General features: G+C 64.4%; 16 protein-coding genes. 4 read left to right on the forward strand and 12 right to left on the reverse strand.

What is annotated here, in order from left to right; all coding sequences use genetic code 11:
• Positions 1–36: 36 nt before the first annotated feature.
• Positions 37–774: a hypothetical protein gene (locus SCA01S_RS22030; RefSeq protein WP_157088812.1), complete on the forward strand. Its 738-nt coding sequence runs from the start codon at positions 37–39 to the stop codon at positions 772–774.
• Positions 775–1,300: 526 nt separating this feature from the next.
• On the opposite strand, the gene SCA01S_RS00845 is transcribed toward SCA01S_RS22030, so the two are convergent.
• On the reverse strand, positions 1,301–2,149 hold the full coding sequence (locus SCA01S_RS00845) for a transporter (protein ID WP_062781909.1): 849 nt from the start codon (positions 2,147–2,149) through the stop codon (positions 1,301–1,303).
• Positions 2,150–2,199: 50 nt separating this feature from the next.
• Positions 2,200–3,744: an amidase gene (locus SCA01S_RS00850; protein WP_084390700.1), complete on the reverse strand. Its 1,545-nt coding sequence runs from the start codon at positions 3,742–3,744 to the stop codon at positions 2,200–2,202.
• Between the two features lie 240 nt (positions 3,745–3,984).
• Here SCA01S_RS00850 and SCA01S_RS00855 point away from each other — a divergent pair, with 240 nt between their 5' ends.
• Positions 3,985–4,260: a UvrB/UvrC motif-containing protein gene (locus tag SCA01S_RS00855; protein WP_062782019.1), complete on the forward strand. Its 276-nt coding sequence runs from the start codon at positions 3,985–3,987 to the stop codon at positions 4,258–4,260.
• Here the strand turns inward: SCA01S_RS00855 and SCA01S_RS00860 are convergent.
• Positions 4,257–5,102, reverse strand: coding sequence for a beta-etherase (locus tag SCA01S_RS00860; RefSeq protein ID WP_062781915.1), 846 nt, complete (start codon positions 5,100–5,102; stop codon positions 4,257–4,259). The genes SCA01S_RS00855 and SCA01S_RS00860 overlap by 4 nt on opposite strands.
• A 136-nt stretch (positions 5,103–5,238) precedes the next feature.
• Positions 5,239–6,627 carry a syringate O-demethylase gene (gene desA, locus SCA01S_RS00865; RefSeq protein ID WP_062781918.1) on the reverse strand — a complete coding sequence of 463 codons (1,389 nt, stop codon included), beginning with the start codon at positions 6,625–6,627 and terminating at the stop codon, positions 5,239–5,241.
• Positions 6,628–6,789: 162 nt separating this feature from the next.
• On the opposite strand from desA, the gene SCA01S_RS00870 reads away from it, so the two are divergent.
• Entirely contained in the window at positions 6,790–7,800 is a 1,011-nt protein-coding gene (locus SCA01S_RS00870; protein WP_218016378.1) for a nucleoside hydrolase, read from the forward strand.
• A 63-nt stretch (positions 7,801–7,863) separates the two neighbouring features.
• On the opposite strand, the gene SCA01S_RS00875 is transcribed toward SCA01S_RS00870, so the two are convergent.
• The 6 genes from SCA01S_RS00875 to SCA01S_RS00900 all read right to left on the reverse strand — a co-directional run bounded on the left by SCA01S_RS00875 (position 7,864) and on the right by SCA01S_RS00900 (position 14,746).
• Positions 7,864–8,118, reverse strand: a complete 255-nt coding sequence (locus tag SCA01S_RS00875; protein WP_022676815.1) for an ATP synthase F1 subunit epsilon — start codon at positions 8,116–8,118, stop codon at positions 7,864–7,866.
• A 132-nt stretch (positions 8,119–8,250) separates the two neighbouring features.
• Positions 8,251–9,702, reverse strand: a complete 1,452-nt coding sequence (gene atpD, locus SCA01S_RS00880) for a F0F1 ATP synthase subunit beta (RefSeq protein WP_062781921.1) — start codon at positions 9,700–9,702, stop codon at positions 8,251–8,253.
• A 30-nt stretch (positions 9,703–9,732) separates the two neighbouring features.
• Positions 9,733–10,611 carry a F0F1 ATP synthase subunit gamma gene (locus SCA01S_RS00885; RefSeq protein WP_062781924.1) on the reverse strand — a complete coding sequence of 293 codons (879 nt, stop codon included), beginning with the start codon at positions 10,609–10,611 and terminating at the stop codon, positions 9,733–9,735.
• A 68-nt stretch (positions 10,612–10,679) separates the two neighbouring features.
• Positions 10,680–12,209 (reverse strand): F0F1 ATP synthase subunit alpha, encoded by a 1,530-nt coding sequence (atpA, locus tag SCA01S_RS00890; protein WP_062781927.1) that lies wholly within the window; start codon positions 12,207–12,209, stop codon positions 10,680–10,682.
• A 30-nt stretch (positions 12,210–12,239) separates the two neighbouring features.
• Positions 12,240–12,794, reverse strand: a complete 555-nt coding sequence (locus tag SCA01S_RS00895) for a F0F1 ATP synthase subunit delta (RefSeq protein ID WP_022676819.1) — start codon at positions 12,792–12,794, stop codon at positions 12,240–12,242.
• 395 nt (positions 12,795–13,189) lie between these two features.
• Positions 13,190–14,746 carry a S1C family serine protease gene (locus SCA01S_RS00900; RefSeq protein WP_245652399.1) on the reverse strand — a complete coding sequence of 519 codons (1,557 nt, stop codon included), beginning with the start codon at positions 14,744–14,746 and terminating at the stop codon, positions 13,190–13,192.
• Positions 14,747–14,847: 101 nt separating this feature from the next.
• On the opposite strand from SCA01S_RS00900, the gene SCA01S_RS00905 reads away from it, so the two are divergent.
• A complete protein-coding gene (locus SCA01S_RS00905; RefSeq protein WP_062782025.1) occupies positions 14,848–15,879 on the forward strand; it encodes a bifunctional transcriptional activator/DNA repair enzyme AdaA in 1,032 nt (343 codons plus the stop codon).
• Here the strand turns inward: SCA01S_RS00905 and SCA01S_RS00910 are convergent.
• Both SCA01S_RS00910 and SCA01S_RS00915 read right to left on the reverse strand, forming a co-directional pair.
• Complete coding sequence (locus SCA01S_RS00910; protein WP_062781933.1) at positions 15,876–16,847, reverse strand: cupin domain-containing protein; 972 nt, start codon at positions 16,845–16,847, stop codon at positions 15,876–15,878. The genes SCA01S_RS00905 and SCA01S_RS00910 overlap by 4 nt on opposite strands.
• Before the next feature lie 105 nt (positions 16,848–16,952).
• Positions 16,953–18,512: a cryptochrome/photolyase family protein gene (locus SCA01S_RS00915; protein WP_062781936.1), complete on the reverse strand. Its 1,560-nt coding sequence runs from the start codon at positions 18,510–18,512 to the stop codon at positions 16,953–16,955.
• Positions 18,513–18,518 lie beyond the last annotated feature (6 nt).

Raw genomic sequence — 18,518 nt, forward strand, 5'->3', positions numbered from 1 at the left:
ACTGTCTTAAAGGGCAACATAAAAATTGGGGGTATAATGAAAACTGAGATTACGCCAAAGATAAATTCCGGTTTTTTTGTCAATGAGACGGAGTTGGCTAGAATAAAAGATTCAGTCAATGACCAGTTTCGCAAAATAAATGGTGGTGCTGATGCAGATTTTAAATTTGAGGTTAAATATATAAATGGTGGAATTACAGATTTCTTGTCAATAGGAGACATTATTTCGGAGGAAAACGATGGATCAAAACGAGTGATCAGGCTGGTGATTAGAGCCTCCTCAGTGGCTGCTCCGCGTGCTTCCGTTGAGCTGCGTCTCAGTGATCACTCTCATGAAGAAAACTCAGATAGCGCGCCGATTTCGTATTCCGTCGTATCTGATGATCAGGACTGGACCTTTGTGACAGCATCTACGCTGGAGGAGCGAGTCAACAAAATACGGACAAGCAAAATCGCCCGATTTTTCGCTAATCCGAAGTTGTATCATACAGCGCCAATGATCATAGCTATGGGTGTTATGGCATACGTTATATTTGGTGTTGCTAGAATTGGAGATGATAAAATTGATAAAATAAAACAAATTCGGGATACATCGAGGGATATGTGGGAATATATGTATCGTGTAGACACTATGAAATCGTTAGATAATAATTTTGCATTTGTACCGTTATTGATGACGCCAATTTTTATAATGTCACTTTTGTCGGAATACATATTCAATCCAATTTTGCGATGGTTTCCAACTTATACGTTCTATTGGGGGGGACCGAGTTAAATCTTATAATTTCAAAATTGGAGTTATAAAATTTACTTTTATATCAGTTATTTTATCAATATTGCTGGGAATTTTAGGAAACTATATATACGATTCAGTAAAGCGTTAGGAAGGTGAATTTCTTGTTTCTGATAGTATGTGTATGGAAGTGAGACGCCCCATGTTGATTTGGAAATAATGATCTTTTGTGGGCAAGATGTACACCGAGCACTGTCGTCGGCTAGTGAGCTTCGAGGTTGCCGAGCTATCACTTAGAGTTTGTCGGGGCCTATAGGTGTGTCGGCGCACTGGAAACCGCATCTCATTTAGAATTGGGATAAAATAGTTTTTTCCTCGACTTTTATTCTCGAATTTGGCTCGCAATATCGATGAAGAAATTAATGTATTTGTAGCTTTATAGGTGCGTTTTCGGAAAGTAATAAAAATACGTGGTTATTGTCTAAAGTATTGCTCAACGCATGCGGTGAATAATAACGAAACCACCCACTCGGCCACGGGCCTAAGCATGGGTAAATTGGTCACCCCCTCAAAACTTCCGCGTAACCCCAAACGCCAGTTCCACATCCGGCGTATCCCTGTTCAACCCCGCCACTGCCTGCACGTCCAGTTGCAGCATCTTCGCCGGCTGGACGTCGAACGACAGCGCCGCGCGGCTCATCGTCGCGTGGTGTTCCGGGTCCTGGTCTCGCAGGAATTGCAGTTCCGGGGTCAGGCGCATGGTCTTGGACAGGTGCACCTGCACGCCCATCGCCGTGCCATAGGCGAGGTGGCGGCCCTGGCCGCTTTCGTTCACCGCCGCGTCCACTTCGGGGGAGAGTTCCAGCGAGACGGTGTCGTTGATCTTGTAGCTGGTCGGCACGATCAGCCCGGCGCTCCAGTCGCCAGCGCCCACTTCGGCATGGCCGGTGGGGAGCGTGACGAACGGCAGCGCCGCGATGGCGAGGCCGGTCTTGCCTTCGGCGGGGTGGCGCAGGTTCTGCTTCACGCCCAGCGTCACGTCGCCCACGCCCTGCGCGGTGTCGATGCTGCCGGTGGGGATGTCGCGGGTGCGCACGTGGCCGAAGGCGGTCCAGCCCAGCCGCAGTTCGGTGGTGGGGGTTACCCCATAGCGCAGCAGCACGTCGCCGCTGGTGATCGTGTCGCTGCGCTGGTCGGCCTGACGGTCCAGCGTCCAGTCGCCCAGGCCCACTTCCACCTGCAGCCGGCCGGGATCGACCGTGCAGGCCGGGGTGTTGAGGCCTGGCCGATCGCTGCACAGATCGCGCAGGGTGGGGTGGTGCGTGCTGTCCTGCGCCACTTCATCGGGCGTGCCGGTATCCTGTGCGGCGGCCGGCGTGGCGGCGAGCGCCACGGCGGCAATGATCCATGCTCTCATGCTGTGCCCCTGTTGTTACGGGGGCAACGTGCCTGGGTCGGCGCCGTTCCTCAGCGCGGCGGCAGCACCGGCGCCTGGCGGGCATGGGCTGCCTGTTCAAAGGCATAGCCATAGGCGAGCAGCCGCGCATCGTCCCACGCCGTGCCCACGAACGAGAGGCCCACGGGCAGCCCGGACACTGCGCCCATCGGCACGGTCAGGTGGGGATAGCCGGCCACCGCCGCCAGCCCGCCCGCGCCGCCACCGACGAAATTGTCTTTCAGCACCGGGTCGATCAGCCAGGCTGGGCCGAGGGTGGGGGCGACCAGCGCGGTCACGTGGTTGTCGGCCAGCATGCGGTCGATCCCTTCGGGGCCGGCCTTGGCCTTCGCCTCGGCCGCCGCCTTGATATAGGCGGGATCGGCCAGGCCCTTGGTCTTGTCCGCCTCTTCGAAATAGTCCTGGCCGAACAGCGCCAGTTCCTGCGCGGAGTGGGCGGTGTTGAACGCGATCAGATCAGCCAGGGTGCGGCTGGGCACCTTGGCCGGATCGGTGGAGGCGAGGTAGGTGGCCATGTCGGCCTTGAGTTCGGTGGACAGCACCAGCTGTTCGCGCTCCCCCACGCCATCGGTGGCGGGCGGCGGCGCCTTGATCTCCACCAGCGTGGCGCCAGCGGCGCGCAGCGTGGCCAGCGCGCGTTCGAACAGGGCATCGGTTTCGGGATGGAACCCGGCGGCAAAGCGCATCACGCCGATGCGCGCGCCTTTCAGGCCATCGGGCGTGAGGCCACGGGTGAAATCGTGGCCCAGGCTGTCGGCCCGCGCCGTGGCGGGATCGGCCGGGTCGCTGCCGGCCATGCCGCCCAGCAGCAGCGCCGCGTCGCGCACGCTGCGCGCCATCGGGCCGGGGGTATCCTGGCTGTGGCTGATCGGCACGACATGCGTGCGCGAGACCAGGCCCACCGTGGGCTTGAATCCAACCAGGCCATTGATCGCCGAAGGGCAGGTGATCGAGCCATCGGTTTCGGTGCCCACCGTCGCCGCGGCAAAGCTGGCCGCTGCCGCCGCGCCCGAACCGGCGCTCGATCCGCAGGTGCTGCGGCGCGGATCGTAGGGATTGCGCGCCTGGCCGCCCGTGGCGCTCCAGCCGCTGATCGAATGGTTGGAGCGGATATTGGCCCATTCGGAAAGGTTGGTCTTGCCCAGGATGATCGCGCCCGCCGCGCGCAGCCGCGCCACCAGCGGCGCATCGCGGTCGGTCACATTGCCGGCCAGCGCCAGGCTGCCCGCCGTGGTCGCCACGGGATCGGCGCTTTCGATATTGTCCTTGATCAGGATGGGAATGCCTTCGAGCGGCAGATGCGTGGCATGCGCCCGCCGCGCGGCATCGGCCTGGCGCGCCTGCTCCAGCGCCTGGGGATTGAGCGCGATCACCGCATGCAGCGTGGGATCGAACCGGGCAATGCGCGCCTCATAGGCCGTGACCAGTTCGGCCGAGGTGACGCGCCCGGCATCGAGATCGGCCCGCAGCACGTCGAGCGATTTTTCCGCCACGTCATAGGCATGGGCCGGGGTGGCGAAGAGCATGGCAGTGGCGAGGAGCAATGGCAGGCGCATGGCGGGCGGTTTCCCTTGGGGCGTTGTGTCAGGCCCAGCACCACCCCCCGACCCCCTCCTCTCAAGATGAGGGGGGAGAAGCCCGTCAAAGCCCCCTCCTCTTCAGAGGAGGGGGTTGGGGGTGGTGCGAAACCTAACACAACCCACACTGGCACACCCCACCAACCCCGGCCAGTTGCCCTTTGGCCGGTGCGCACAGCCGGGATGGCACTTTCCGCGCCGCTCGCGCATTATCGCATCATGGCCGAAACGATTCAGACCCTGACCGCGCAGATGGAGGCCGCCGTGGCCGCGCTCGATTTCGAGGAAGCGCGGCGGCTGCGCGATATCATCATTCTGATGCGGGGCGGTGCCAGTGCCGATGAAGCGGCCCGGTCTGACACCACCGGGATCAACCGCCAGGCGCCCGGCGCGATGGGGCTGGGCACCAGCCAGCAAGCCATGACCCCGCCGCCCGGCTGGCGCCCGCCCCCCAAGCCAGACCTGATGACCCGGGGGACGAAGCGCAGGCGTTAGGCCGGCTGCTTCATCCCTTGCGTGATCTTCTGCGTTTCGGCCTGGGTGGAAGCAGGGCCGGTGTTGCGCTTGTAGATGCCGCCAAGCCCGCCCTGGCGGGTGAACGCCGGCACATCGCCCTCGCGCTCCACCAGGCCGAACAGCGGGAACAGGCCGGGGTGGCGGCCCAGGCCACCATAGAGATCGAGGCAGCGATCGAGCCAGTCGCGCAGCGGATCATCGCTGGCCAGCACCGGCGTCTTGCACACCGAAGCGGTGAACAGGAAGCCGCCCAGGATGCGGTAATCGGCATAGTTGGGGCTGCTCCCGCCCAGCCAGGCGTGCTGGCCGAGGGCAGAGCGCAGCGGCTCCAGCGCGGCGGAAATGCCGGCCAGGCGGTCTTCCCGGCCGGCCTGGATTTCTTCCAGCTTGCGGCCCAGCATCTTTTCGCGCGAATGGGTGATGTATTCGTGATCCTGCGGCAGCGACAGGTCGCGGTAGTCGGCGCAGAAGCAGCGCATCCACGGGCCGACGGCAGCACCCCAGAACCAGTGGTCCAGCGCCTTGAGCGTGGCCGCCACGCTTTCATGCGGGATCAGCAGCGGCCGATCGGGATAAGTCGCATCGAGGTATTCGACGATGCCCCAGCTATCGAGCACCCAGGTGCCATCGTCGACGATCGCGGGCAGGCGCTCGGTCTTGCCGCCGGTGCGCTCGAGGATGCCAGTGAACCCGCCGGGCACGACATCAAGATCAAAGCCCTTGTGTTTCAGGGCATATTTGGTGGCCCAGACGAACGGACTGATCGTGGCGCCGGTGGATATGGCCAGGTCGTAGAACGTGATCTTGTTGTCTTGTGCCATGGCGGCATCCTCTCCTTGGTTGCCACGATCATGCCATGAATTGTTAGCAAGGCAAACAAAATATCCGCCCAAAAAGAAAGCGCCGGCCTCCGTCGGGAGGAGGCCGGCGCCCGCACCAGGGATCGCTCCCTCGCGCTTACTTTTGCGTGCGCCAGCCCTCGGCATAGGCGTCGCGCGCCACTTCGGAATAGGGCACGGGGCTGACCACGGCCTTGATTTCGGTCTGCACGTGCGGCTCTACGGTGGGCTTGGTGGTGCCGCCATGGGGCTCGCCCCACAGCAGGCTGACTTCGCCGCCGATGGTTTCGTGGCCCTTGTCCATCATCGCCAGCGTCAGGAACTTGCCCTCGTTGGCCGAATAGCCGATCCAGGTCGACAGGCCGACCCGCTGCCCGTCCTTGAGCACCTGGTCGAACGGATGCATGGCATAGACCGCGCTGGGATATTCCATGAACTTGGCGCGATCGCCCTTGCTCAGCGCCGAAGACTGCACGCGCATCACGTCTTCGTTGTCGAGCGCCAGGGTCACCTTGGTGCGATGGTTGCCGGCAGCGTGCATCTTTTCCAGCGCGGCGCGGCCGATGAAATCGTGGTCGAACTTGACGAACGGACCATAGCCCAGGTCCCACGGCGTGGTGTAATAGCCTTCAACCGTTTCAGGCACATAGCTGCCGCCGACCGAGCACTTGGCTTCATAGGAATTGGCCGAGAGCCACTCGCGATAGGGCGCCAGCGCCTCGCCGGTGTAGATCGCCGGCAGCGGGGAGGGGATCCAGCCCGATTCCAGCGTGTTGGACGAATAGGCGCGGCCGCCGACCAGGGCCATGCCGAATTCCTTGCCGGCTTCGACCAGCGCAGCGTGCACCGCGCCATAGTCTTCCCAGGGGCCGAACAGTTCAAATCCCGGCTGGCCGGCCATGCCATGGCGCAGCGCGCGCACGTCCTTGCCGCCGATGGTCATGCGCGTCATGTGGAAGAACTTGAGTTCGGGCGGGGTCTTGCCCGTGGCCTTCTCGATGATCTTCATCGCGTTGGGGCCCTGGATCTGGAAGCGATAGCTGTTGCGCTTGCCATCGTTGCGCATCGCCCAGCGCTCGTCGCGCTCCACCGTCACGTTCCAGTTGCCGGTGGCGGCATGGTATTCCACCCACTCGATCGTGGGGGCGCGGCCAACCAGGTTGAACTCGTTCTCGTCCAGGTAGAACAGGATCACGTCGCCGATGACATAGCCATCGGGGGTGACCGGCACGAACTGCTTGGCGCGATCGGGCTGGAAGTTCTTGAAAGTGTTGATGCCCAGGTATTCCAGCATCTTGAACGCGTCGGGCCCGCGCACGGCCAGGTCCACCATGTGGTACGACTGGTTATACAGCACAGCGGTGTGGCCCCATGCCCACTGCTCCGCCCGCCAGTTGGAATATTCGGCAGGCACGCCGGGATAGACGTTGGGGCCGACCTGCTGGTTACGCAGGAAATCGACCAGGTTGGCTTGCGCGCCAATCACGTTGGCCAGGTTTTGGGTCATGACAGGTATCTCTCCCTCGGGCTTTGTCGGCACATTCCATGCCTTAAATTCACTCTGTTGAAAAGTTCACAAACGTGAATTTGCAAAAAAGTTCGCGTGCCTATCAAAAAAGCCTGTGCCGCGCTCGGTTGACAGGGCTGCCCAAAGTGCTGTGATTGTTCGATGGACCTGTCACGCCGCGCCGCCCTGTTGGGCCTCTCCGCCCTACCGATGTTCCCGCTTGTGGCTCGCGCCGAGGAAATCTTGCCCGATTCGCCGCCGCGCATGCGGGTGATTGTGGACAACGACCTCGCGGGCGATCCCGACGGCCTGTTCGCGCTGGCCCATGCGCTGCGCAGCCCTTCGGCCGACGTGCGCCTCATCGTCGGGTCGCACCTGCATTCGCCCCGGGACGCCGAGCCCGACGATGGGCATCAGGCCGACAAGGCTGCGGCCAAGGCGCGTGAACTGCTCGACGTGATGGGCATCACCGGGCGCGTGCCCGTAGTGCGCGGTGCCGAAGGGGCTCTGGGACGGGCCGATCGGCGTGATTCGGCGCAGGCGGTTGCCGCCATCGTGGCGGAAGCAATGCGCAGCGATACCAAGACTCCGTTGTTCTACACGGCCGGCGCCGGGCTGACCGATCTGACCGCCGCGTTGCGGGCTGAGCCGCGCATTGCGCCGCGTATGACGCTGGTCTGGATCGGGGGCAGCGAGCACGCAGGCGTCGCGCCGCCGCCGGGCGGAGCGCAGGCGGAATACAACTTCACCATCGATCCGGCAGCGGCGCAGTACGTGTTTGGCGAAAGCGCCATTCCCATCTGGCAGGTGCCGCGCAATGCCTATCGCCAGATGCTGGTCAGTCTGGCCGAACTGCGCCTGCTGGGGCAAAGCGGCCCGGTCGGCGCGTGGCTGGTGGCACAGCTGGCGCGGACGCGCCGGGCCGTCGTGCCAATGGGGCTCAATCTTGGCGAGACCTATGCCCTGGGCGATAGCCCGCTGGTGACGCTGACAGCCCTGCAAAGCGCGTTCGAGCCCGACAGTGCATCGTGCCGCTATCACCTGGCGCCCACGCCGCGGCTGGATGGCCAGGGTGCCTACCTGCCCCGGCCGGATGGGCGGCCCATGCGCGTCTATGACTGGATCGACACCCGGCTGACCTTTGCCGACATGTTTGCCAAGCTGCACGCCTGAAACGCAAAACGGGCCGGCGCCCCAAAGGCACCGGCCCGTTTGCACATCCGTGGGATGCGTGCGTCAGCCTTCGACGTGTTCGGCCAGAACCGTGAGGCCCTTGGCGTTCACTTCGGCAAAGCCGCCTTGCACGCGGATTTCTTCCGGCTGGCCGCCCTGCGTGCGATAGACCTTGATCGTGCCGTCCTTGACCGTGGACATGAACGGCGCGTGGCCTTCGAGAACGCCGAATTCGCCTTCGGTGCCGGGAACGACAACCTGCCACACCGCTTCCGAGCGGACGAGGCGAGCCGGGGTGACGAGTTCAAAGTGGAGCATGGGCCGTCTCTACACGCCCCTACCGCGGGCGGGAGGGGCTGGGGGAGGGGCTGTTTGCCGGTTCCGAAGGAGGGCGCCCCTACAGGCCCTCCTCCGACCCCTCCCGTGTGCGGGAGGGGAGGATGGTCAAGATCAGGCTTCGGCAGCCAGCTTCTTGGCCTTTTCAACGGCTTCGTCGATGCCGCCGACCATGTAGAACGCGGCTTCGGGCAGGTGATCGTATTCGCCGTCAACCACCGCCTTGAACGAGCGGACGGTGTCTTCGAGCTGGACGAACTTGCCCGGGATGCCGGTGAACACTTCGGCCACGTGGAACGGCTGCGAAAGGAAGCGCTGGATCTTGCGGGCGCGGGCCACGGTCAGCTTATCTTCTTCCGACAGTTCGTCCATGCCCAGGATGGCGATGATGTCCTGCAGCGACTTGTACTTCTGCAGGGTTTCCTGGACGCGGCGTGCGGTTTCGTAGTGCTCGGCACCAACGATGCGCGGTTCGAGCACGCGGCTGGTCGAGTCGAGCGGGTCCACCGCCGGATAGATGCCGAGTTCCGAGATCGCGCGGTTGAGCGTGGTGGTGGCGTCCAAGTGGGCGAACGAGGTGGCCGGCGCGGGGTCGGTCAAGTCGTCGGCCGGCACGTAGATCGCCTGGACCGAGGTGATCGAACCCTTGTTGGTCGAGGTAATGCGTTCCTGCAACTGGCCCATGTCGGTCGACAGGGTGGGCTGATAACCCACGGCCGAGGGAATGCGGCCAAGCAGCGCCGACACTTCCGAACCGGCCTGGGTGAAGCGGAAGATGTTGTCCACGAAGAACAGCACGTCCTGGCCTTCCTGGTCGCGGAAGTATTCGGCCATGGTCAGGCCCGAGAGCGCGACGCGAGCGCGGGCGCCCGGCGGTTCGTTCATCTGGCCGTAGACGAGCGCAACCTTGGAGCCTTCCGAGGTGGCGTTGCCATCGGCGTCCTTGGCGATAACGCCGGCGTCGAGGAATTCGTGATAGAGGTCGTTGCCTTCGCGGGTGCGTTCACCCACGCCGGCAAAGACCGACACGCCGCCGTGGCCCTTGGCGATGTTGTTGATCAGTTCCTGGATCAGCACGGTCTTGCCCACGCCGGCGCCGCCGAACAGGCCGATCTTGCCGCCCTTGGCATAAGGCGCGAGCAGGTCGATCACCTTGATGCCGGTGACCAGGATCGCCGCTTCGGTCGACTGGTCGACGAATTCGGGAGCCTTGGCGTGGATCGGGGCGAACTGGGTGGCGCCAACCGGGCCACGTTCGTCGATGGGATCGCCCACCACGTTGAGAATGCGGCCCAGCGTCTTGGGGCCAACCGGCACCGAGATCTGCGCGCCGGTGCTGGTCACGGCCTGGCCACGGGTGAGGCCTTCGGTCGAGTCCATGGCGATGGTGCGCACGGTGTTTTCACCCAGGTGCTGCGCCACTTCCAGCACCAGGCGGTTGCCGTTGTTGCTGGTTTCGAGAGCCGAGAGGATGGCCGGCAGTTCGCCGTCGAATTGAACGTCGACGACGGCGCCGATGACCTGGCTGATCTTGCCGGTCGATGTGATGACAGGTGCGGTTGCCATTCTAGTCTTTCCTTGCCTGCTGGGTCGTCGTCAAAGCGCTTCGGCGCCGGCGATGATTTCGATGAGTTCGGTGGTGATCGCGGCCTGGCGGCTGCGGTTGTATTGGATGGTCAGCTTCTTGATCAGCTCGCCGGCGTTGCGCGTGGCATTGTCCATCGCGGTCATCGAGGCGCCCTGTTCGCTGGCCATGTTCTCGATCAGCGCCCCGAACAGCTGGACACGCAGATAGCGCGGCAGCAGGTCAGCGAGGATCGCTTCCTCGTCGGGTTCATAATCGACCACGGCGCCGCCATCGTTGGCAACGGGCACGGTCGGGGCCGGCACGGGGATGATCTGCTGGGTGGTGGGGATCTGCACCAGCGCGCTGCGGAACTTGGAATAGATCAGGTGCGCCACGTCGAACTGGCCGGCTTCGTACATGGCCAGCAGTTCGTTGGCGATCTTTTCCGCTTCGGCAAAGCCGGCCTCGCGCACCACGGTGGTGTCGAACCCACCGGCAATCGCGCTGGGATAATCGCGCCGGATCGGGGCGCGGCCCTTGCGGCCGACGAGGTAGAACTTCACCGTCTTGCCCTGGGCAAGCAGTTCCTGCGCCTTGGCCTTGGCGGCCTTGACGATGTTGGCGTTGAACGCGCCGCACAGGCCGCGATCGGAATTGGCGACGACCAGCAGGTGAACCTGGTCCTTGCCATTGCCGGCCAGCAGCTTGGGGCTGCCTTCACCAACCTGCACCTTGCTGGCGAGGCTGGCCATGACACCGGCGAGGCGGCCGGCATAGGGGCGCGCGGCCTCGGCAGCGGCCTGCGCCTTGCGCAGCTTGGCCGCGGCGACCATCTGCTTGGCCTTGGTGATCTTCTGGGTCGACTTGACCGAGTTGATCCGCAGCTTGAGTTCCTTGAGCGAGGCCACTCGTCTATCTCCACTTCATCTCCCCCGGCTGGCCGTGCTGGCCCACCGGGGGGATGAATCATGCGTTATCAGGCGAACTGCTTGGCGAAAGCGTCGAGCGCTTCCTTGAGCTTGGCCTTGGCGCCGTCGCCCAGATCCTTGGTGTCGCGGATTTCGGCGAGCAGGTCGGCCTTCTGCGTGCGCAGGAAGCTCAAGAGTTCGGCTTCGTATTCGGTGACCTGGTCGACCGGCACGGCGTCGAGGTAGCCCTGGGTACCGGCAAAGATCACGCAGGTCTGCTCTTCAAAGCCCTGCGGCGAGAACTGCGGCTGCTTGAGCAGCTCGGTCAGGCGCGCACCGCGGTTGAGCAGCTTCTGCGTCGAGGCATCGAGGTCAGACCCGAACTGGGCGAAAGCCGCCATTTCGCGATACTGCGCCAGCTCCAGCTTGATCGAGCCGGCCACCTTCTTCATCGCCTTGGTCTGGGCCGAGGAGCCCACGCGCGACACCGAGAGGCCGACGTTGATGGCCGGACGGATGCCCTGGTAGAACAGCCCGGTTTCCAGGAAGATCTGGCCGTCGGTGATCGAGATCACGTTGGTCGGGATGTAGGCAGACACGTCACCGGCCTGGGTTTCGATGATCGGCAGGGCGGTCAGCGAACCGGCGCCGTTGTCGTCGTTCATCTTGGCGGCGCGTTCGAGCAGGCGGCTGTGCAGGTAGAACACGTCACCCGGATAGGCTTCGCGGCCCGGCGGGCGACGCAGCAGCAGCGACATCTGGCGATAGGCCACGGCCTGCTTGGAAAGGTCATCGTACACGATCACGGCGTGCATGCCGTTGTCGCGGAAGAATTCACCCATGGTGCAGCCGGTGTAGGGCGCCAGGTACTGCAGCGGGGCCGGTTCCGAAGCGGTGGCGGCCACGACGATGGTGTATTCCATCGCGCCGTTTTCTTCGAGCTGGCGCACGATCTGGGCCACGGTCGAGCGCTTCTGACCGATCGCGACGTAGATGCAGTAGAGCTTCTTGCCTTCGTCCGAACCGGCGTTGACGGCCTTCTGGTTGATGAAGGTGTCGATCGCGACGGCGGTCTTGCCGGTCTGGCGGTCACCGATGATCAGCTCGCGCTGGCCACGGCCCACGGGCACCAGGGCGTCGATCGCCTTGAGGCCGGTCTGCACGGGTTCGTGCACCGACTTGCGCGGGATGATGCCGGGAGCCTTGACTTCGACGCGGCGGCGCTCGGTGTATTCGATCGGGCCCTTGCCATCGATCGGATTGCCCAGCGCGTCGACCACGCGGCCCAGCAGGCCCTTGCCTATCGGAACGTCCACGATCGTGCCGGTGCGCTTGGCGGTGTCACCTTCCTTGATCTCGGCGTCAGAGCCGAAGATCACGACGCCGACGTTGTCGGCTTCGAGGTTGAGGGCCATGCCCTTGATGCCGTTGGCGAATTCGACCATTTCGCCGGCCTGGACCTGATCCAGCCCGTGGATGCGGGCGATGCCGTCGCCGACCGACAGCACGGAGCCGACTTCCGAGACCTGGGCCTCGGTGCCGAAGCTGGCGATCTGGTCCTTGATGACCTTAGAGATTTCAGCGGCGCGGATTTCCATCGTTCAGCCTTTCGTGCAAACTTTTTGGCTTCAGCCCTTCATGGCCTGGGCGAGCGAATTGAGACGGGTGCGGATCGAGCTGTCGATCATCTGGCTGCCGATCTTGACGACCAGCCCGCCGAGAATCTCGGGATCGACCGCAGTCTTGAGCTTGATCGACTTGCCGGCGCGGGCAGCGAGCTTTTCCGACAGCGCAGCGATCTGGCCGTCGTCGAGCGGATGCGCGCTGGTGACATGGGCAGTCACTTCGTTGCGGGCAGCTGCAGCAATCGCGGCATAGGCGCGCGCCACATCGGGCAGGGCGGACAGGCGGCGGTTGCCAGCGATCACGCCCAGGAAGTTGGCGGTGAGGGGCGAAACGCCCAGCACCTGGCCAACGGCGGCGATCGCACGGGCGGCGTCTTCGCGGGCGACCTGCGGATTGCGGATCAGCGCGGCGAAATCAGCCGATTCGCGCAGGGCGTCAGCCAGGCGCTCAAGATCGCCTTCCACGGCCGCAACCAGGCCCTGTTCATTTGCCAGCTCATAAAGTGCGGAAGCATAACGCCCCGCCAGGCTGGCCGTGATGCCGCTGGAAATCTCCACGCGCCTCAGTCCCCTTCGTCCAAGGATTTCAAGCAAGGCGCATGACGCGCAAAAAATGCACGTGACGGCCCGCAGTCCCGGCGCGCCTAGCAACGTCACCGCCATATGACAAGTCACCAGTTGGCAGCCTCTGTTAATGGAGGCGCAAACGTATGCGTATCAGCGTGTCGAAACGTCTCAAGCGTGGGACGGCGATGCGGGGAAAGGCGGGCTGAGCCGGGGAGGGTGATTCGGCCTTCGCGGGAAAGTTTTGACGATTGAGCCGAGGTTGGGCCAACGAGAATGGCTCCCCTCCTCTTCAGAGGAGGAGCTGGGGGTGGTGCGGAGCCATGCACTACCTTTCCACCACCCCCCGACCCCCTCCTCTGAAGAGGAGGGGGAGAGATGCCCAACGATCAGGGCACCGGCTGGCAGTTGTAGCGCATGCGTTCGTTGGGTTCTGCGGGCAGCAGCGCGCGGATCGCCTGTTGGGCGTCGCCAAAGCGGCGGGCTTCGGCCTCTCCGGCGCCGCAGGCCGGGGCCACCACCTTTTGCCGGGCATCGCGCGCCTGGTTCATGGCATCGAGGCCCATCAGGAAGCGTTCGACGGTATAGCTGCGGCTGTCGGGATCGAAGTGGGTGACGGCGATGGTATCTTCGCCATTGGGCACCAGCACGCGCGACCAGCCATCGGCGGCCAGGCCATATTGGCTGCGCTGGTTCATGCAGCCGTCCTGGCTCCAGGTGATCGGCACATCGGTGATGTCTGACACGGTCACGCGGCTGCGCTGGGGATCGAGCACGCAGATGAACTTGCCGGTAGCGGCTTTGCCGCCGGCCGCCGTGCTCGCCAGGGCATCGGGCGTGCCGCTGGCGGCGGCCACGATATCCTGCGCGCGGTTGTCGATCGACAGCAGGCTGGGCCGCAGTGCCCAGGCCGCCACGGTGCCCAGCAGCAGCACCAGGGCGCTGCCGCCGGCGATGCGCGTGGCATTGGCGTTGTCGCGCTGGGCATAGATGAACGCCGCGCCGCCTGCGCCCAGCGTTGCCACCAGCAGCAGCACGGCAATCGCCATGCCGTTGTCGCGCTGGGTCAAGATCTCGATCTCGGCCTGGCGGCGCGCGGTTTCCAGGGCGCGGGCGTGGGCATTCTGGCGCGCTTCGTTCTGCGCGGCCTGGCGCGCCTGGTCGCTGGCGGCGCGTTCGCTATCGGCCCGATCGAGATCGGCGATGGAGGTGCAGGGCAGGTCGCTGGCGTGGGCCTGGACATTGTTCTGCTGCAAAAAGCGCGACAGCTCGCGCATCGAGATGGCGAAGTAGAACGCCGAATCGGTGCTGTTGTCGCTGACCGTGCCGAACGAGTTGACCCCGACGACGCGGCCGCAGGCATCGAGGAGCGGGCCGCCCGAATTGCCCGCACCGATCGGCGCGGTGTGCAGGATCGTGTCGAATTCCTTGGAACTGCGCCCCGCCGAGACATATCCGCGCGTCTTTACCGCCGCCTGGGGGCTGACCAGATCCGACAGCGACAGGCCCTGCGCCAGATCGACGTTGCCGGGATAGCCCACCGCGCTGACATCGGCGCCATCGCTCACTTGCCCGGCATAGAGCGAAAGCGGCGCGAGCCGGCCGCCGCCCTGGATCTTGAGCAAGGCCAGGTCATTACGCGGGGAATAGGCGACCACGCGCGCTTCATAGCCGCCGCGGCCCTGTGGCGGCACGATGCCGGCGATCAGGGTGTCGTCCTGGCGCAGCGCCTCTACCACGTGGGCATTGGTGACGACATATTCGGGCGTGACGGCAAAACCGCTGCCATGGCCAATCATGGTGGAACTGCGCCCTTCGGTCTGGACGATCACGACGCGGACGACGCCACGGCTGGCGGCGGCGATGTCGGCCGGATCGGCCAGCGCCGGCAGGGCCGGCACCAGGACGAGGGCAACGATGAGCGAGGCGATGAGGCGGCGCAACATGGCGCAGGTCATTGCCGGGATTTGCTTTGATCGCAAGGCGCGGGATGCGCGCGGGCGGCAAGGATGGCATGAAGGGCACAGGAAAAATCACAGGATTGGCCATGACCACCACCCAGACACTCGATCCCCAGGCCTGCTGGCAGGCCGTGCTGGCGCGCGACCGGGCGTGGGACGGGGTGTTTGTCACCGGCGTGCTGACCACCGGGATCTATTGCCGGCCATCGTGTGCGGCGCGCCATCCGGCGCGGGGCAATGTGCGCTTCTTTGTCGATGGCGCCCAAGCACGCGCGGCGGGCCTGCGCGCCTGCCTGCGCTGCCGGCCTGATGACCTGGCGCGCGATGCGGCTGCCGTGGCCGGGGCGATCGCCGCGATCAAGGCGACCGAGGCCGCGCCCACGCTCGCTGCCCTGGCGGCGCAGGCCGGCTATTCCCCCGCCCATTTCCAGAAGCTGTTCACCCGCCACACCGGGCTTTCCCCGGCCGCCTATGCCCGCGCGCTGCGCCAGCGGCGCATGGGCGATGTCTTGGCCGGTGCCGATAGCGTGACCGAGGCGATCCACGAGGCCGGCTATGGCGCGCCCTCGCGCTTTTACGCTGAAAGCGATCGCCTGGGCATGGCGCCATCGGCCTGGCGCAATGGCGGGGCGGGTGTGACGATCCGGTGGGCGCAAGTGAGCACCTCGCTTGGGCCGATGCTGGTGGCCGCCACCGACAAGGGCGTGTGCCGGCTGTCGTTTGGCGAAGAGGAGGAAGCCCTGCGCGCGCGCTTTCCCAAGGCGACGCTGATCGCGGGCGGGGCGGATTTTGCCGCGCTGCTCGATGCCGTGGTCGATGCCGTGGAAGTGCCGGGGCGGGCCGACCACATCCCGCTCGACGTGGCTGGCACCGCCTTTCAAGAGGCGGTGTGGCGGCAGTTGCAGGCGATCCCGCCGGGCGAAACCCGCAGCTATGCCCAGATCGCCGCCGCCGTGGGCAAGCCCGGCGCGGTGCGCGCCACGGGCAGTGCCAACGGCGCCAACAACGTGGCCGTGCTGATCCCCTGCCACCGCGTGGTGCGATCGGACGGCACCCTCGGCGGCTATGCCTATGGCCTGGAGATCAAGCGCCAGCTGCTGGAGCGGGAGCGGTCTTAAGGGGCGAGGATCACCGTATCGGCGGGGCGCCAGGCCGGCGTGGCCGCCACATAGAACGTGAGGCGCGAGGTGGCCGTAATGCGGTGCGGCACCTGTGGCGGTAGATAGACCACCGAGCCGGTTTTGAGAGGTTGCACGGCACTGCCGATCTGGACGCTGCCTTCGCCACTGGTGACGAACATCACTTCGTGCCCTTCCTTGGTCATCATGCTGGGCATGGCGCGTCCAGCGGCTATGACAAAGCGGGCCGCGCTGATCTGGTCTGCGTGCTGCGGCGCGGTGCGGCCGACCAGTTCCTGCAACGATACCGGATTTGCGGCGGGGGTGGCGGGCGCCGGCGCTTCGGCTGCGCTTTTGCCAGGGGCATCGTCGCGCGTCAGTTTTCTGATCTGTTTGGCAAATGCCGGGTATCGCACCAAGAGATCGGCCCGCTTTCCGGCCTCATAATCGGCATATTCAAAGCCGGGCGCCAGGGTGTTGGCGCCAAAACTGTAGGCGCTGCGGGGCGCGCCGATCGGGATCGCCCCCATCCAGGTGCCGCGCGGCACCAGGATCTGTGGCTCCTCGCCCGCCAGAACGTTGCTGCCCCAGATTTTGACCTCGCCATGGCCATCGGGGTAGAGCAGCAGCAATTGGGCCGGATTGCCGCCGTAGAAGTGCCACATCTCGTCGGTGGCGAGCCGGTGCATGGCGGAAAAGTCGCGCTGGGTGAGGATCAGGTAGGTTGCGGTATAGGCCCAGCGCGTGCTGGGATAGCGAGCCGCCAGGGCGCCGCCGACTTCATCCTTGCTTTTGAAGGTCTGGATGAACCAGGGCCCTTCGTGCGGGATGTTTTCCATGTGGAAATGGCGGATCAGCGCCTGCGCGCCGGGTGGAACACCATCGGCATTTGCCGGGCGCGCCATAACCCCCGTGCTGCCACATCCCAGCAGCAGTAGCGCACCGCCCAGCAACAGCGCTTTTGTCATGCCTGTACTCCCTCACGCGGCAACCTGGCCCCCATGCCAGCGCAGCAGCGCGATCTTAGGCATGACAACCGGGCACGTCGCGCAGGAATTGTTCGGCGCTGCGCCTTACGCGCGTGCCCAGCCTTTCTTTGCCGGTTCCAGCGTTTCGAGGAAGGCAGCGGCGCTGTCGCGGTATTCGGCCTGCTTGTCGGCGCTCATGCGTCGCCAGGTGGCGTAGGGGTTGGCGAGGCGCGGGTTGCCGGCCAGGCGTTCCTCGTTGCGGGCGAGGAAATCCCAGTAGAGCGCGTTGAACGGGCAGGCGCCTTCGCCCACCTTGCGCTTCACGTCATAGCGGCAATCGCCACAATAGTTGCTCATCCGGTCGATATAGGCGCCGCTGGCGGCATAGGGTTTCGACGCCAGCTTGCCGCCATCGGCAAACAGCGCCATGCCGGCCACGTTGGGCAGTTCCACCCATTCAAAGGCATCGGCGTAAACCACCAGGAACCAGTCGGCCACGTCTTGCGGAGACAGCCCGGCAAGCAGTGCGAAATTGCCCATGACCATCAGCCGCTGGATATGGTGGGCATAGGCATTCTTGTGCGTGGCGCGCACGCAATCGGCCACGCAGGCCATGTCGGTTTCGCCGGTCCACCAGAATTCGGGCAGGGGCCGCGTGGCGCCCAGCTGGTTGGCTTTGCTCAGATCGGGCATGGTCAGCCAATAGATGCCGCGCACATATTCGCGCCAGCCGATGACCTGGCGGATGAAGCCTTCCACCGCCTCGATCGGGGCGCGGCCTTCGCGCCATTCGGCCTCGGCCCGGCGGCACATCTCCACCGGATCGATCAGCCCGATGTTGAGCGCCGGGCTGATCACCGCGTGATACATCGTGTCGGTGCCGGCTACCATCGCATCCTGATAGCGGCCGAACAGCGGCAGCCGCGTTTTCAGGAAGCGATCAAAGGCATGGGCGGCCTGCGCCGCCGTAACCGGCCAGGCAAAGTGATCGAGGCTGCCGAAATGCCCGGCAAAGCGCGCCTCGATCAGGGCGATCACCTCTTGCGTGATAGCATCGGGGGCAAAGTGCGAGACGGCCGGCGGGCGGCACTCCGCGTCGGGGCCGCCGCGGTTTTCCGCGTCGAAGTTCCATTTGCCGCCCACCGGCTTGTCGCCGTCCATCAACAGGCCGGTTTTGCGGCGCATCTCGCGATAGAAATACTCCATGCGCCATTGCTTGCGCCCGGCGGCCCACTGGAAGAAATCAGGTAGCGGGCAGACAAAGCGGGTATCGGGCAGCACGCGCAGCCGCACGCCCAGCGTATCGCGCCAGGCGGTGATCATCTCGCGCACGCGCCATTCGCCCGGCTCGGTGATCTGCACGCCGCGCGGGGCATGGCGCCGGATCGCGCGCAGCACCTCGGCGGTGAAGCTGCCGCTGTTGCCCGGATCATCCAGTTTCACGTAATCGACGGTGAAGCCGTTATCGCGCAGTTCCTGGGCGAAATGGCGCATCGCCGAAAAGATCATCGCGATCTTGGCCTTGTGGTGGCGCACATATTGCGTCTCGTCCCACACCTCCATCATCAGCACCACGGTGTCTTGGGGCGTGCGATCCGCCAGGCTCGACAGGCCATGGGAAAGCTGGTCCCCCAGCACGGGGACAAGGACGGGGCCGTTGCTCATGACCGC

It is taken from the genome of Novosphingobium capsulatum NBRC 12533 (assembly GCF_001598375.1).
In the GTDB taxonomy this organism is placed as follows: domain Bacteria; phylum Pseudomonadota; class Alphaproteobacteria; order Sphingomonadales; family Sphingomonadaceae; genus Novosphingobium; species Novosphingobium capsulatum.